Source organism: Ekhidna sp. (assembly GCF_965227465.1).
GTDB lineage: Bacteria > Bacteroidota > Bacteroidia > Cytophagales > Cyclobacteriaceae > Ekhidna.
In genome coordinates, this window is the sequence record NZ_OZ245746.1 from 68760 (window position 1) to 84904 (window position 16145).

Genomic DNA, 16145 nt, shown 5'->3' on the forward strand with positions numbered 1-16145 from the left:
TGTGGCTACAAGTACGTTTAAGTAGACTGATGCGGAGGTTTTTTTACATTATTTTCTTTCTATCAGCAATAATTTCTATTGCACAGTCCTCTGTACTTTCTTCTGGTACATGGTACAAGATTGGTATCACCGAGACAGGAATCTATAAAATTGATAGGAATACACTAGATGTTTTGGGTATCCCATCTTCGATCGATCCTCGAAAAATCAGCATCTTTGGTAATGGCATAAAAGGCATATTGCCTCAATCCAATGCAGTTGACAGACCGCAAGATTTATTGGAGAATTCAATTTTCGTTTCGGGTGAGTCAGACGGATCTTTTGATCAAAATGATTACGTGCTTTTTTACGGTGTAGGCCCTCACTTAGAGCAGTGGACAGGGAGTGGATTTGAATATCAACGAAATATTTATGCTGATACGGCCTATTATTTTATCCGGATTGGAGAAACTAACGGTGTTAGAATTGAATCTCAACCGAGTTTAGTAGGAAGTCCTACCGATATAGTCACATCATTTGATGATCATTTGACATTTGAGGAAGATGTAAATAACCTGATTTCATCTGGTCGTGGTTGGTACGGCGAGACCATGAATAGTGGGGAATCACATAATCAATCATATCAGATTGATGGCATTGACTCAGAAATCAACCTGTTACTAAGTTCGGTCAGCCAATCTTCGGAGGAGGGAAATTTTATGGTATCTGTGAATGATAGTCAAGTAGGGTCTTTGCCAATTCAAGCAGTACCTGACGGCCCGGGAACTACCTATAGCATCAAAGCACGACAGGAGGAAGGTAGTTTTACTTTACCGTCTCAATCTTCTTTTACTCTTTCAGTTTTATTTGATGGTCAGGCGGCTGGCGAGCGTGGTTTTATGGATAGATATCATATGTCTTTTCTTCGGGAGTTAAGATTGTATAATGATGAAACTGATTTTAGAAGCACAGAAAATCTGGGATTACTAAAAAGATATGAAATCGATGATACTCCAGTTGGAGCGGTAATATGGGATGTGACGAACCCTATCGATGTAAAAAACCAGCAATTTTCGATTGAGCAAAACAAGGCAGTTTTTCAAAGTCAATCTTTGGACGTTCAAGAGTTTGTCATATTCAATGGAAGCGAATTTCCCACCCCGTTTGTTTTTGGTGGTGTAGCAAATCAAAACCTGAGAGGAGACTCAAATTATGACGGTTTGGTCATCACTACTCCTGCATTCATTCAGGCGGCTAACACCCTTGCACAATTTCATTCAGTGCATGATGGATTAAGAGTAAAGGTCGTAACCACTCAACAAGTCTATAACGAGTTTTCTTCTGGCCGACAAGATGTAAGTGCCGTAAGAGACTATGCGAAGTTTGTTTATGAAAATGGTGGCAACCTAAAATACCTGCTATTGCTGGGAGACTGTTCTTATGACTATAAAAACCGTATTAACAGGAACACCAATTTTGTGCCTACGTACGAGTCCAGACAAAGCTTTCATCCAATTTTCAGCTATTCGTCTGATGATTATTTTGGATTTTTAGAAGACGATGAGGGGGAGTGGGAAGAGACGTTATCCGGGGACCATACAATGGAAATCGGAGTTGGGAGGTTGCCGGCCAAGTCTCTGGAGGAAGCAAATGCAATGGTGGAGAAAATCATTTACTATTGTACGAGTCCTAATACATTGGGGAAGTGGAGAGGTGAGATAACTTATGTGGCGGATGATGGAGATGGAAACATACATGCTCGCCATGTAGAGGATTTGTCTGAACTAATTGATACAACCTACGCTCTATATAAAATAAATAAGATTTTGCTGGATGCATTTGTTCAAGAAGGCACAGGATCTTCCGAAAAATCTCCCCAGGCAAAAGCAGCACTTAAAACGCGAATTAAAAATGGAACCTTCGCCGTAAATTTTATCGGTCATGGAAATGAGAGGCTCTGGATGGAGGAACAAATTTTCACTAAGGCTGATATTGAGGAGTTGACAAACAGAAATAGACTTCCAATTTTCGTAACAGCCACATGCGAATTTGGGAGATATGATGATCCTATTAGCGTTTCTGGAGCAGAGGAACTCTTGTTACTACAGCAAGGAGGTGGTATCGCACTTTTAACCACAAGCAGACCTGTTTTTGCCAGCACAAATTTTAGCTTAAATCAAGCGTTTCACGAAAACATATTCAGAAAAGAAGGAAATGTTCATTTAAGGTTAGGGGACATAATCAGATTAACAAAAAATGAAGGGCTTGAAGGACCAGTGAATAGAAATTTCACACTACTTGGTGATCCCATGATGATGCCAGCATTTCCAAGGCTTGAGATCGTTTTAAATAGTACCAATGAACTTGACACACTCAGTGCTTTGGAGGAAATTAATCTGACAGGCGAGATAAGGCAGGGAGGTACAAAATTTGAAAATTTTAATGGAAGACTAACCGTTTCTGTTTTTGATGTAAAGCAATCACTAAAAACTTTGGGGCAGGAAAGCCCTACATATAATTATTCTGTGAGAAATAATGCGATTTTCAGAGGGGAGGCAATCGTGGAAAATGGCGAATTCTCGTTTTCTTTCATTGTCCCCAAAAATATTTCCTATCAATTTCAGAAAGGGAAAATGAGCTTATATGCCTTTGATCAGGTTAGCAATATCGATGCTGGTGGCTCTTCACGTGAATTTGTCATTGGTGGTTCAGCACCAGATCCTCAAATAGATAATCAGTCACCTCAAATTAGGACCTTCATGAATGATTCGACCTTTCAAAATGGAGACTTGGTTGGTGATTCACCTTTACTTATTGCGGAACTGGAAGATGAAAATGGGATTACCACAACAAGTACAGGTGTAATACAGGGGATTACCCTTACAATAGGGGACGAAGTAATTAACCTAAATGATTTTTACACTTCAGAATTGAATGATTTTAGGAAAGGTACAGTCGTTTATCCGCTTCAGAATTTAGCACCTGGAAGTTATGCTGCAATATTGAAAGCATGGGACACCCACAATAACTCATCAGAGCAGGTCATTGAGTTTATCGTTTCGGATAGACCTGTCTTATTTGTTTACAACCCCATTACATATCCTAATCCTGTACAACATTCAACCACATTTTCCTTTGAGCATGATCGAGAAGATGAAGATTTATTTGTCTCATTGATCGTTTTCAGTAACAAAGGTGAAATGGTAAGTAAAAATGAATTTGTTTTCGAAAACAGCCAAAGAAGCATCGAAATACCGTGGCAGCCTCAAACCAATTCAGGAAGGACTTTGAATCAAGGGATATACTTTAGTAAATTAATTATTAGGAGTGGTTTGGATGGTGCAGCAAAAGAAATTAGTCAAAAGCTCGTTATAGTAAATTAATAATGGTCTTAGTAGTTGAAAATCAACAGTTTTATTTAAAATTTTAATAGGTATTCCTCTGATAATGTTAAGTTTGGCATCCTTTTATAAAAACATTCGAATGAATCATTTTTTAAAGAAGATATTGGGCGTTCTTCTTGTTTTCGTTTCAGCACAGTCTTTCGGTCAGTCTACATTTATTTCTGGTCAGGACAGCTTGAGAAATCCAATTACAGTAGCAGTACCCTTTTTAAGTTTTGCTCCTGATAGCAGAGCTTCTGCAATGGGTGATGTAGGAGTAGCAACATCACCGGATGTAAATAGTGTTCATTGGAACAATGCAAAACTGGCTTTCATTGATACGGATATGGGCTTTGCATTCTCGTATTCACCATGGCTTGGAAATATCGTGGATGATATGTCGCTTAATTATTTAGCCTTTTATAAGAAAATAGATCAAACACAGACCTTCGGTGCATCCTTTAGATATTTTGATTTAGGAGAGATTGCGCTTTATGATGAGTTTGCCAATCCTAATGGAGTAGAAAATCCAAGCGAATTGGCGCTTGATGGAACTTACTCCAGAAAGCTATCTGAGAATATGAGTGTTGGTGTAACACTTCGGTTTATCTGGTCTAACCTGGCAGGAAACATCACTGGAGCACCTGATGCTAAAGCTGGAACCAGCGTTGCTGTTGATTTAGGGTGGTATTACACAAAACCATTTATTTTCTCCGGTAAAAATTCTGAACTGTCACTGGGAGCCCATATTTCTAATATTGGACAAAAAATCACCTATAGTGCTGAGAGTAATGAAAACTTTATTCCGGCAAACTTGAGATTGGGATCAGCGTTTAAAACGAATTTAGACCTATACAACACAATTACCATCGCTTTTGACATCAATAAAATGATGGTGCCAACACCTCCAATTTACGAAACAGATGAAAATGGAGATATTGTAACCGATAGCAATGGGAACAAAGTAATTGCCAAAGGTAAGGATCCGGATAGATCCCTGCTTTCTGGAACATTTGGATCTTTTGGGGATGCGCCAAGAGGGTTTCAGGAAGAGATACAAGAACTAACGTATTCAGTAGGAGCCGAATACTGGTACAGAGATATTTTTGCAGCTCGCGCAGGGTATTTTTCAGAACACCAGAATAAAGGAGATAGAAAATACTTTACTGTTGGTGCAGGTTTCCGGTATCAAATTTTCGGATTTGATTTTTCATACCTAATCCCTCAAGGACAAAACCATCCGTTGGCAGATACACTTCGTATTTCACTCTTGTTCAACCTTGATAAGAGTAACTCAACCACGGACGAATAAGACCTAAAAGAAAAAGACTTTATAAGAAGAGTTGACACGTAAGAGTTAACTCTTCTTTCTATTTTTGGGGGCATAAATCAATAACTATGAACGTACTCTCCAACCGTATAAAAAGCATTCCTGAATCAGCCACTTTAGCGATGGCAGCTAAGGCACGAGAGATGAAAGAAAAAGGAATCGAGGTGATTAGCCTCAGTTTGGGAGAGCCTGATTTTAAAACACCCAAACATATTCAAGAAGCTGCAAAAGAAGCTATTGATTCGCAAAATTACTTCGCTTATCCCCCTGTAAACGGATACCTTGATCTTAGGAAAGCGATTTCGCAGAAATTTAAGAAGGATAACGGGTTAAATTATAGTCCGGATCAAATCGTGGTATCAAATGGGGCTAAGCAGTCCATAGCCAATGTTTTTATGGCGATGCTCAATCCTGGCGATGAAGTAATTGTTCTAACCCCGTATTGGGTTAGTTATTCGGCGATGATTCTTCTGGCTGAGGGAACGCCTGTTTTTGTGAGAGGCACAATAGAAAATGATTTCAAGGCAACCGCCAATCAAATCACAGAGGCAATCACTGATAAAACCAAGGCTTTAATTTTTTCTTCCCCATGTAATCCAACAGGTTCTGTTTTCAATAGAAAGGAACTGGAAGCAATTGCTGAGGTTCTGAAGGACCGAAAGGATATCACAGTCATTTCAGATGAAATTTATGAGCTAATCAACTTTGGGGAGAAACACGAAAGTATTGGTACTTTGGATGGCATGCAGGATAGAACGGTTACAGTGAATGGTTTCTCCAAAGGATTTGCAATGACTGGCTGGAGGGTTGGTTATATTGGAGCACCATTGTGGCTAGCTAAAGCGTCAAACAAGATGCAGGGACAATACACCTCCGGTAATTGTTCAATCGCCCAACGTGCAGCTCTTGGAGCGCTAACGGGCCCTATGGAACCCACGCATGAAATGGCACGGGCTTATGAAAAAAGAAGAGCATTGGTATATAACCTTCTTAAAGAGATACCTGGTTTTGAAGTAAATATGCCACATGGAGCTTTCTATTTCTTTCCAAATGTGAGGCATTATCTGGGCAAATCATTAGCAGATATCAAAATTGAGTCCATCAACGATTTATGCATGTATCTGTTAGAGGATGCACATGTTTCATTGGTGACCGGAGAAGCTTTCGGAGATCCTGAGTGTTTAAGGCTTTCGTATGCCGCTTCTGAAGATGATTTGAAAACTGCGATTGCTAAGATTAAAGAGTCCCTCGCTAAATTGACATAACATATGAAATCCATCGAAGAAGTATTTGAGGCATTTAAAGGGAAGACTGTTCTTGTAGTAGGAGATGTAGTGGTGGATTATTACTTACGAGGCAATGTCAGTAAGATTTCGAAGGAAGCACCGGTACCGGTACTTACACTGGAGAAGCGAGAACGTCGATTAGGGGGTGCAGCAAATGTTGCTATGAACATACGGGCACTAGGAGCTACACCAATTTTATGTTCCGTAGTTGGGGATGATCCGGATGGAGAGGCTTTCGAACAGTTGCTCGAATATGAAAAGATGCCTAACAAGGGAATAATTAGGAGTCAAAATCGGGTAACAACAACTAAACTTAGAATTACATCAGGTCTTCAACACTTGATCAGAGTGGATAATGAGGACGTCCACCCATTGGTTGATTTAGACCAGAAGTCGCTTTTGCATCACATTAAGAATCTCCTAGATGAATGTGATTTGGTTATTTTCGAGGATTATGATAAAGGGACAATCAATCCGAAAGTCATTAAGGAAACCATTAAGCTGGCTAATGAGAAGAATATTCCTATTGCAGTAGACCCTAAAAGAAGAAACTTCACAAAATATCAGGGCGTATCAATATTCAAGGTGAACATTGCTGATCTTAAAGACGGATTGGATATTGAGTTTGATGCCTTGGAGGAGAAAGAGCTTTCAGATGCCGCCTCTAAGTTAAAGGCCAGTGTAAATGCAGATAATTACCTTATCACATTGTCAAAAAATGGCATTTTCTATGATTCAGGAAAAGAGTCAGGTAAGTTAAAATCTCATCCAAGACAAATAGTGGAAGTATTAGGCGCTGGTGATACCGTGATCAGTATAGCCGGGTTATGTCTTACGCTTGGTTTGCCGATAGAGTTTATAGCTGAATTGGCGAATATTGGAGGGGGAATGGTCTGTGAAATGGCAGGTGTGGTGCCAATAGATAAAGAAATGCTGTTTAAGGAAGCCAAAGAGAATCCGATACTCGGAAAATATCTTTAATTTGGCTGTTGTCAGCCATGAAGAAAATCTTAATAACCCTAGCCGTTCTTGTATGGATGCCCTTGAGTGCCAACTCACAGGAAGTTATTGATGGCGTAATTGATTTATCAAAAACAGACTTAAAGAACAAAGCGGTCTCACTCAATGGTGAGTGGGAGTTTTATTGGGAAAAGCTGATTAAGCCCGACTCCATCGATTTTTATGAGAAGGATTTTTATCAATTTCCTAAACTCTGGAATGGGGGTGTAACAAGAAATGGAAATAAAATATCGGCGCAAGGATATGCGACCTATCGAATAAAGGTTCTTTTACCACCAAAAACACCTCAATTGGCCATTTCACTAGGTGAATCTTATAATTCGTATGTGCTTTATTACGATGGTTTCGAAATAGGCAGAAATGGTCAGGTGGGGAAAAATAAAGAGTCCTCACGTCCGGATTGGATGCCACAAGTAATTTCGATTGCGAGATTCCAAAACACATTAACATTTGTTCTTCAGGTATCCAATTTCCGCCATACAAAAGGAGGAGTCAGAGAGCCGATCATGATAGGCGATCGCAAGGTGCTTAACGCGAAAAGAGATTTTGATTTCAGTTATGACTTTCTTTTAAGTGGGAGTCTAATAATGGGCGGACTGTTTTTTCTTGGATTATTTATGTTTGGTCAACATGAAAAATCAGTTCTTTTCTTTGCCTTGTTCTGCATAACATTCAGCTATAGAATGGTTGGGAGTGGCGAATATGCAATCCACGCGCTGTACCCCAATATGTCATGGGATTTGATTATTAGAAGTGAATATCTGGCTCTCTTCATACCATGTGGGATTTTCACGATTTACAGCTATCTATTATATCCAGAGGATAGTAAAAAGACAATCTTGCTAGGGTTTTCAGTGATATCAGGAATATTTGCTTTGCTGTCACTGTTAGCGCCTACTTCCGTCTTTACACAGCTGGTTGAGCCCTTCTTTATTTTAGTGATAGTAGCCATATTCTACCTGATCTATGTCTATTGGATTGCATATAAACGGAACCGAACTGGTGCCCAATATGCATTTGCAAGTACCGGAATTGTATTTATGGTGGCTGTGTATCTTATATCAGTCTATCTCACTCCTGTTCAGGAAAATACATTCCTTACATTTATAGGTTTCATCTTATTTTTCTTTTTTCAATCACTCATACTTTCCTATCGTTTTGCCCATTCCTTAAAGAAGGCAAAGGATGCAGCAGAATCAGCATCAAAAGCTAAGACAGATTTCTTAAGTACCATTTCGCATGAAATACGAACACCGCTAAATGCAGTGGTTGGGATTTCTCACTTCTTGATAAATGAAAACCCAAGGAAAGATCAAAAAGAAAGCCTGGAGTCTCTTCAATTTTCAGCAGAACATCTGACAGCCCTGATCAATGATATTCTGGATTATAATAAACTTGAGTCTGGGTCAATTGAATTCGAGTTTACTGAAGTGAATCTCAAAACACTCTCCGCTAAAATCATAAAAGCGCATACTGCTCTGGCTAACGAAAAAGGGCTTATTTTAGATTTGGACATAGATGAAAAAATGCATCCGCTCGTATTAGCAGATCAAACAAGAATATATCAGGTCCTCAATAATTTGATTAACAATGCATTAAAATTTACCTCTAAGGGATACGTCAAGTTAAAAACTACGCTATTAAGTGAGGATGAGCGGATTCAAACGGTGAGAACTGAGGTATTAGATTCTGGAATCGGTATCCCCTATGACAAACAAAAAGTAATTTTTGAGAGGTTCACCCAAGCAGGCTCCTCAACAACCAGAGAATTTGGAGGAACCGGGCTAGGTCTGGCGATTATTCGCAAGATATTGAACATGGTGGGCTCAGAAATCTACGTTAAAAGTGAGCCAGGGTCAGGGACTATTTTCTGGTTTGATTTGAGCTTCAAAAAGGTTCTTCATGCAGAAGTAGATCAGGCAGTTCTGGAAGAGGAAGATTCAAATATCCTTGTTGGTAAAAAAATCCTTTTAGTGGAGGATAATCAAATGAATATCATGGTTGCTAAGAAGTTTCTCAAAAAATGGGAACTTAAAGTTGAGGTTGCTCATAATGGACAGGAAGGTGTTGAAATGATGCAAAACAACAAGTATGATTTGGTCTTAATGGATTTGCAGATGCCAATAATGGACGGTTATAAGGCCTCACGAAAAATCAGAACCTTTGATGAGAAAACACCGATTATTGCACTTACTGCTTCAGCTTTATTGAAAGTAAGACAAGACGTTATTGCGGCTGGGATGAATGATTACATCACCAAGCCATTTGATCCAAATGAATTAAGAAGGAAAATAGCTTCTTATATGAAATATCAGTGAGAAGATAACTCTTTCACACACTCAATAAAATACTTAACCTTATTAGGATCCGTATCTGGATAGACCCCATGCCCCAGATTTGCAATATATGGATGTCCTTCAAAGTCTTCCAGCATTTGTTTTGTTGCTTCTTTTATTGTTGCCTCTGATCCGTAAAGCGCGCATGGATCTAAATTTCCCTGTAGTGTTTTTCCAGTCAAAATACTTTTTACTTCCTTCGGGTTCATGTTCCAGTCTAACCCTACCGTTCGACAATTCACGTTAGCAAGCTCTGGAAGAGCCCACCATGCACCTTTAGCAAATACGGTTATAGGGACCTCATCAATTGCATCACAGATTTGAGAGATATACTTAAGGGAAAATCGACTGTAATGTTTGGGTGGAAGAACTCCTGCCCATGAGTCAAAGATTTGAAGCATATCTGCACCTGCTTTTATTTGATTTTTAAGGTACCCGATGGTCGATTGAGTGATCATCTCCAAAAGTTGATCTGCCATTTTAGGATCTTCATATAAAAGCCTCCTCGCTTTAGAGAAGGTCTTGCTACCTCCTCCTTCTATCATATAAGAAAAAATGGTCCAGGGTGCCCCTGCAAAACCGATAACAGGAACTCTTCCATTGAGTTCTTTTTTTGTAATGCTAATTGCTTCGTATACATAGCTTAAGTCTGTAGGATCAGCAACTTTTAGCGCTTGAATATCATTTACAGTTTCGACGGTCTTAGGAAAATGTGGCCCCTTCTTTTCAACCATTTCATAGGTTAACCCCATCGCCTCAGGAATCACTAAAATATCTGAGAAAATGATAGCTGCGTCTACTCCAAGAATATCCACGGGCTGAATAGTAACCTCAGCTGCCAACTCCGGAGTTTCTACCAGTTCTTTAAACCCCGAAAGACTATTTCTAACCGCACGATACTCCGGTAAAATCCTGCCGGCTTGTCTCATTAGCCAAACTGGGGTGCGCTCAGTCTTTTCTCCTCTAGCAGCTCTAAGTATAAGATCATTTTTCAACATCGTGGCAAAAATAGACACGATCGATAAACTGAGGGAGTAAAGCTCAAGTTATTGCTCTAAACTATTGGTATCTTTGAGTATGGCAGTACTATTTAACAGTTTTGAATCGTGGAAAAAGGAATGTGACGAGAAAAAAATCCCGTTGTATAAGCCTGTCCTTGATTTCGAGATAAACCAGAAAGGAAAGGTGGAAAAAGATATTTGGACTGGAATCGATCAGGCATACCAGGTAATGAAGGAAGCAGTTCAATCTGGCCTGAGTGAGGAGATGAGTTCATATTCTGGAATGATAAATAATGGTGCAAAGAAAGTGATGCAGCACCCAACTTCCGTAATCTCACCGGAATTTCAGAAATTAGTTGCAAGAGCTTTAGCAGCCAAAGAAGTAAACTCTTGCATGGGACGTGTGGTGGCGGCACCAACAGCCGGAGCAAGCGGTATTTTACCCGGTGCTTTAGTCACCCTCCAGGAAATTCATAATATCGAAGATCAAAAAATCTATGAAGCATTGCTCATTGGAGCAGGTGTAGCCTTAATCCTTGAAAAACGAGCATCTATTGCCGGTGCAGTTGGCGGATGCCAGGCAGAGACTGGAGCGGCGGCAGCTATGGCCTCTGCCGGGATTGTTTATTGTTTAGGAGGTAGTGATGATCAAATATTCAACGCAGTTGCAATCACCATTCAGTGTATGCTTGGTTTGGTTTGTGATCCTGTGGCGGGTCTGGTTGAAATACCTTGTGTCGTCAGAAATGCAAGCGCTGCGGCAATTGCCAATTCTTCTGCACAAATCGCTCTCGCAGATGTCAGTCCGGTCATTCCCGTGGACGAATGTGTGGATGCGATGGGAGAAGTAGGGCAGAGTATGGAGGCTCGTTACAAAGAGACTGCTCAGGGAGGCTTAGCTGCTACCCCTACAGGAAGAGCCATTTCAAAGCGTGTATTAATCCAGGATATCGAAATGTTAGATGATGAGCCCGATCCGGAATAATTTTAACTCGGAATAAAGTCTTCAACTAACCAAAACGCATATTTTAGTATTAGTGTGATGATGGTGCTCCATAGTACCGCACTAATCCACATCCATTTTAGAATGTCTTTTTTCTTAGCACCAATTAAGTTGACCAGGAGCCCTCCTCCTGGTGGAGTTAATAAAAGAGGGGTAAGCAGGCATAATCCTTTTAGTCCAAACTTCTTCCAAATTTTCACAAAGCGCCTGCTTTTATTAGTGAACACTTTTTTGTTCTTTCTGAATCTCTGAAAAAAACTATGGATTTCCTCTCCAAAAAATGTGAAGAGGTAAATGGTAGTCATCATGCCTAAAGAAGTGAGGATAATTATGGCGATAACAGGTAGATCATTCGCTACTCCAAATGTTGGTCCAAATACAAATTTGAGCCCGCTAAGGAAGTAAACCGTGAAGTATTTTAGAACTGTCGCCATAATAGTTGGCTAACTTACTGATACTAGTTTAAAATCAGACCTCCCGAAACACTTTTAGCCCTTATCTTTGTCGCTTTTTACAAATTGAAGGTATGCTAAATATTATATTGTTTGGTCCTCCAGGAGCGGGTAAAGGTACGCAGAGTGAGAGGTTAATAGAGAAGTATGGTCTTTGTCACATTTCAACTGGAGATATCTTTAGGTGGCATACAAAAAATGATACCGAACTAGGAAAGAGGGTGAAAGAAATCATCAATAGCGGCCAATTGGTTTCTGATGATATAACCATTGCCATGCTTCGAGCAGAAGTAGAAAAAAATCCGGATGCCAGCGGTTTTCTTTTTGATGGATTCCCCAGAACAGTAGATCAGGCAAAAGCATTGGATGAATTGATGGAATCACTTAATTCACGGATTCATGCAGTAATCGAATTAAAGGTTACTGAAGAAGAGGTAAGGCAAAGAATCGCTAAGAGGAAGAAACTGGAAAACAGGGCAGATGATGCCTCTGACAAACTTGATAAAAGAATAAGCGAATACTTCAATAAAACGGTCCACGTATTGCCATTTTACCAGGAGCAAAATCGACTTTCAACAGTTAATGGGATCGGAAATATCGATGATATTTTTTCAGAAATTAATAAGACTGTTTCTGCCCTAGAGGTCTAAGACCAATGGATTCAAACTTCATAGATTATGTAAAATTCTACGGCAGATCCGGGGATGGAGGAGCTGGGTCTGTACATTTCCGTCGCGAGAAACACGTACCTAAAGGTGGACCTGATGGTGGGGATGGAGGTCATGGAGGTAACATCATTCTCAGAGGCAATAGCCAACTTTGGACCCTACTTCACTTAAAGTACAAAAAGCACATCATGGCTGAAAATGGAGGTCATGGGGAGGGTAACAGACGATTTGGAAAAGACGGAGAAAACATAATCTTGGAAGTGCCGATAGGCACCATAGCTCGGGATTCTGAAACGAATGAAAAGCTCTTGGAAATCATGGAGGACGGGGAGGAAAAAATCCTTCTTTCTGGAGGCATAGGTGGAAGAGGAAATGTGCACTATAAAACAGCCACCAATCAGACGCCCCGATATGCTCAACCAGGAATAGAAGGAAAAGAAGCCTGGATAATACTCGAATTAAAAATCTTGGCCGATGTTGGACTTGTAGGGTTTCCTAATGCTGGAAAATCAACCCTGCTTTCAGTAGTGTCGGAAGCAAAACCAGAAATTGCAGATTATCCTTTTACTACTCTGGTGCCTAATCTTGGAGTGGTGCCTTACAGAGATTATAAGTCTTTTGTAATGGCCGATATACCTGGAATTATAGAGGGGGCCGCTGAAGGAAAAGGTCTTGGAAATCGTTTTCTTCGTCACATAGAACGAAACTCTATTCTTCTTTTCATGATACCGGCAGATGCAGCCGATATCAGGAAAGAATTTGACATACTTATGGGAGAGCTGGAGAAGCACAACCCGGAGTTGATGGACAAGGATAGGCTGCTGGCAATTTCTAAATCCGACCTGCTCGATGAAGAGCTGATGGTCGAAATGAAAAATGAATTGCCTGAAATCCAAACGATATTTATATCCAGTGTGACAGGTTTAGGTGTACAGGAGTTGAAAGATAAAATCTGGAATACCTTAACTAACTGACATATTGACACATCCAGTGTCATTGGCAAAGAAATTGTCAAAACATGATGGTCTTTAAGCATGTAGAAATGAAGGAAACAAAAGAAAAAGTGAACAAGGAATCAGAAGTGATTGAGGAGCAGGAAGCTAAGTCAAACGAAGAGCAAGTGAATGAAGTTGAAAATGAAGAGCAAGAAGACGATGCTGATGAGAGCTCTGAGCCTATTTTAGAAGAACAGCTTGGAGAAGCAAAGGACAAATATTTAAGATTATACTCGGAGTTTGAAAATTTCCGAAGAAGAACCTCGAAGGAAAAACTGGATCTCATTAGCACCGCGAACAAGGACTTAATGTCTGATCTTATTCCGGTGTTAGATGATTTCGAGCGAGCAATGTCAGCTTCAGAATCAAGCAAGGATATCAAGGCGCTCCGAGAGGGTATGGTACTAATACAAAACAAACTCAACAAATCTTTGGAGAATCGAGGTTTGAAAAAGATGGAAGTAAAAAAAGGGGATGAGTTTGATGATGAAAAGCATGAGGCAATCACTCAGATTCCATCAGAAAAAGATTTAGAAGGCAAGATTGTAGATGTAGTTGAACCGGGATATACGCTTGGTGATTCAATAGTGAGATTCGCAAAAGTAGTAGTAGGAGCTAAGCAATAACATGGCAAAAAGAGATTTTTACGAAATATTAGGAGTTGATCGCTCAGCTAGCAAAGAAGAGCTAAAGAAGGCGTATCGTAAGATTGCCATTAAATATCACCCGGATAAGAACCCGGATGATAAGGAAGCCGAAGAGAAGTTTAAGGAAGCGGCTGAAGCTTATGAGATTTTAAGCAATGATGAAAAGCGTCAGCGATACGATCAGTTTGGTCATCAAGGCGTAGGTGGAGCTGGAGGAGGCTTTAGTGGTGGAGGTATGAATATGGAGGACATATTCTCTCAGTTTGGCGATATTTTTGGTGGCGGAGGAAGTCCTTTCGATAGTTTTTTTGGTGGCGGAGGTCGCGGCGGCAGAAGAACTAGAAAAGGTACAAACCTGCGTATCAAGCTGAAACTTACTTTAGAGGAAGTCGCACACGGTGTTGAAAAGAAAATCAAGGTAAATCGGCTCATAGTAGATCCTGACACCAAGTTTCAAACTTGTTCAAGCTGTAGTGGAAGCGGCCAGGTAAGGAAAGTGATGAATACCATGCTTGGCCAGATGATGAGCACATCTACCTGTCCAGCTTGTGGAGGTAGCGGTCAGACAGTAGAAAGTCGGGCGACTGGGGTCGATAGTTCAGGATTGAAAAGACAGGAGGAGGTCATTCCTATAAAAATTCCTGCAGGTGTCACAGATGGTATGCAATTGTCCATGTCTGGAAAGGGAAATGAGGTTGCTGGAGGCATTCCGGGAGACTTGTTGATCCTGGTTGAAGAAGTAGAGCATGAAATTCTGAAACGCGATGGAAACAATGTGATATATGATTTATATATCAATTTCATTGATGCAGCTTTAGGAACATCAATAGAAGTACCAACCATAGATGGCAAAGTGAAAATCAAAGTCGATCAGGGGACTCAAAGCGGAAAGATTTTAAGATTAAGAGGAAAAGGAATTAAATCTGTAGAAGGGTACGGGCAAGGAGATCAATTGGTACATGTAAACGTTTGGACTCCCAAAAAGCTGAGTGCTGAAGAAAAAGAAACATTAGAATCTTTGAGGAATTCACCAAATTTTCAACCGGATCCGGGCAAATCAGACAAAAGCTTTTTTGAGCGAATGAAAGAATTTTTCTAAATCGATCGAAGAAACGTAACATACCATTAGCCTTTGCGTAATACCTTCCATGTTGCGGTTGGTAATGATAGCGGGCACTTCCCTGCTAATGAGTCTAGGTGCGTTTGCACAACTTTCAAAATTTTATACAATAAAAGAGTCATCGGAATTTGATACCGTTGACTTCTATCTAAAAGCAACTGCCACTAATTGCTTATTAAAACAGGCTGATTCAGATAATAATCCATTAACAATTTACGGAAATCCGGATCTTGAAAAGATCAATCCCACCTTTGCGAGTAAGGTTAAAAACAATACGTGCTACGCCAAGCTAGCCTTAGATGAATATAACTCATCTGGATTTGGTGACAGCTTCTCCATGGCAGTTTCCAGAAATGAAAAAGACAATGATTTCTGGAAAGTAAATCTTGGAGAAAACAAAACATACCGACTTAATCTCATCTATGGTTTTGGTAACGCAGATGTAAATCTCACAGGGTCGTCTGTGCAGAGATTGAAAATTAAATCAGGAAGCGCAGATATTGTGGTTGGCTATGACGATGGCAATATAAATCCAATCCAAATGGATACTTTTTATGTCAAAGCGGATTTTGGATCCATTGTCGCTAAAAGAATGGAGCTGGCCAGGGCCAAAAATGTGATTACCAAAATTGGCTTTGGAAATGTGCTTTTGGATTTCGAGAGAGAAATGAGCGAAAAATGTACCGTCGATGCTTCTGTGGGTGCAGGTAATCTGGAAATCCTGCTTCCAAAAGAGGGCACACCGGTAATTATTTACATAAGAGATTCTCCGCTTTGCGCAGTTAAAATTGCAAAAGGGTTCGAGGAAGTCGAAAAGAATGTTTTTGTCAATACGAGTTATTCTGCTGATGCAGAGAATTTGCTCTCTTTCGATGTGGATGTCGCACTAGGTATGGTTCGTTTCAGATATACGGACTAGCCAACT

13 protein-coding genes are annotated in these 16145 nt (G+C 40.1%); 11 read left to right on the forward strand and 2 right to left on the reverse strand.

Annotation, left to right across the window (positions count from 1 at the left end; all coding sequences use genetic code 11):
* Positions 1 to 29 precede the first annotated feature (29 nt).
* The 5 genes from porU to ACO05G_RS00350 all read left to right on the forward strand — a co-directional run bounded on the left by porU (position 30) and on the right by ACO05G_RS00350 (position 9316).
* Complete coding sequence (gene porU, locus ACO05G_RS00330; RefSeq protein WP_421764176.1) at positions 30 to 3362, forward strand: type IX secretion system sortase PorU; 3333 nt, start codon at positions 30 to 32, stop codon at positions 3360 to 3362.
* A 100-nt stretch (positions 3363 to 3462) separates the two neighbouring features.
* Positions 3463 to 4674 carry a type IX secretion system outer membrane channel protein PorV gene (porV, locus tag ACO05G_RS00335; RefSeq protein WP_348283531.1) on the forward strand — a complete coding sequence of 404 codons (1212 nt, stop codon included), beginning with the start codon at positions 3463 to 3465 and terminating at the stop codon, positions 4672 to 4674.
* An 86-nt stretch (positions 4675 to 4760) separates the two neighbouring features.
* The gene (locus tag ACO05G_RS00340; RefSeq protein ID WP_421764177.1) at positions 4761 to 5957 is read left to right on the forward strand and encodes a pyridoxal phosphate-dependent aminotransferase; all 1197 of its coding nucleotides are present in this window, start codon (positions 4761 to 4763) and stop codon (positions 5955 to 5957) included.
* Positions 5958 to 5960: 3 nt separating this feature from the next.
* Positions 5961 to 6959: a bifunctional heptose 7-phosphate kinase/heptose 1-phosphate adenyltransferase gene (locus tag ACO05G_RS00345; RefSeq protein ID WP_421764178.1), complete on the forward strand. Its 999-nt coding sequence runs from the start codon at positions 5961 to 5963 to the stop codon at positions 6957 to 6959.
* A 17-nt stretch (positions 6960 to 6976) separates the two neighbouring features.
* Positions 6977 to 9316 carry a response regulator gene (locus ACO05G_RS00350; RefSeq protein WP_421764179.1) on the forward strand — a complete coding sequence of 780 codons (2340 nt, stop codon included), beginning with the start codon at positions 6977 to 6979 and terminating at the stop codon, positions 9314 to 9316.
* Here ACO05G_RS00350 and hemE read toward each other — a convergent pair.
* Positions 9310 to 10332 (reverse strand): uroporphyrinogen decarboxylase, encoded by a 1023-nt coding sequence (hemE, locus tag ACO05G_RS00355; protein WP_421764180.1) that lies wholly within the window; start codon positions 10330 to 10332, stop codon positions 9310 to 9312. The two genes, ACO05G_RS00350 and hemE, sit on opposite strands and share 7 nt — an antisense overlap.
* 79 nt (positions 10333 to 10411) lie before the next feature.
* Here hemE and sdaAA point away from each other — a divergent pair, with 79 nt between their 5' ends.
* Positions 10412 to 11320 (forward strand): L-serine ammonia-lyase, iron-sulfur-dependent, subunit alpha, encoded by a 909-nt coding sequence (sdaAA, locus tag ACO05G_RS00360; RefSeq protein WP_348283536.1) that lies wholly within the window; start codon positions 10412 to 10414, stop codon positions 11318 to 11320.
* A gap of 2 nt (positions 11321 to 11322) precedes the next feature.
* Here sdaAA and ACO05G_RS00365 read toward each other — a convergent pair whose 3' ends face one another.
* On the reverse strand, positions 11323 to 11772 hold the full coding sequence (locus tag ACO05G_RS00365) for a hypothetical protein (RefSeq protein WP_421764181.1): 450 nt from the start codon (positions 11770 to 11772) through the stop codon (positions 11323 to 11325).
* Positions 11773 to 11864: 92 nt separating this feature from the next.
* Between ACO05G_RS00365 and ACO05G_RS00370 the strand changes: the two genes are divergently transcribed.
* The 5 genes from ACO05G_RS00370 to ACO05G_RS00390 are packed head-to-tail and all read left to right on the forward strand — an operon-like array spanning position 11865 to position 16139.
* The gene (locus ACO05G_RS00370; RefSeq protein ID WP_348283538.1) at positions 11865 to 12440 is read left to right on the forward strand and encodes an adenylate kinase; all 576 of its coding nucleotides are present in this window, start codon (positions 11865 to 11867) and stop codon (positions 12438 to 12440) included.
* 5 nt (positions 12441 to 12445) lie between these two features.
* Positions 12446 to 13432 (forward strand): GTPase ObgE, encoded by a 987-nt coding sequence (gene obgE, locus ACO05G_RS00375; protein ID WP_421764182.1) that lies wholly within the window; start codon positions 12446 to 12448, stop codon positions 13430 to 13432.
* Positions 13433 to 13476: 44 nt separating this feature from the next.
* Positions 13477 to 14079, forward strand: coding sequence for a nucleotide exchange factor GrpE (locus tag ACO05G_RS00380; protein ID WP_421764183.1), 603 nt, complete (start codon positions 13477 to 13479; stop codon positions 14077 to 14079).
* A gap of 1 nt (position 14080) precedes the next feature.
* The gene (gene dnaJ / locus ACO05G_RS00385) at positions 14081 to 15199 is read left to right on the forward strand and encodes a molecular chaperone DnaJ (RefSeq protein ID WP_421764184.1); all 1119 of its coding nucleotides are present in this window, start codon (positions 14081 to 14083) and stop codon (positions 15197 to 15199) included.
* Between the two features lie 49 nt (positions 15200 to 15248).
* Positions 15249 to 16139, forward strand: coding sequence for a hypothetical protein (locus tag ACO05G_RS00390; protein WP_421764185.1), 891 nt, complete (start codon positions 15249 to 15251; stop codon positions 16137 to 16139).
* The last annotated feature ends 6 nt before the right edge of the window (positions 16140 to 16145 follow it).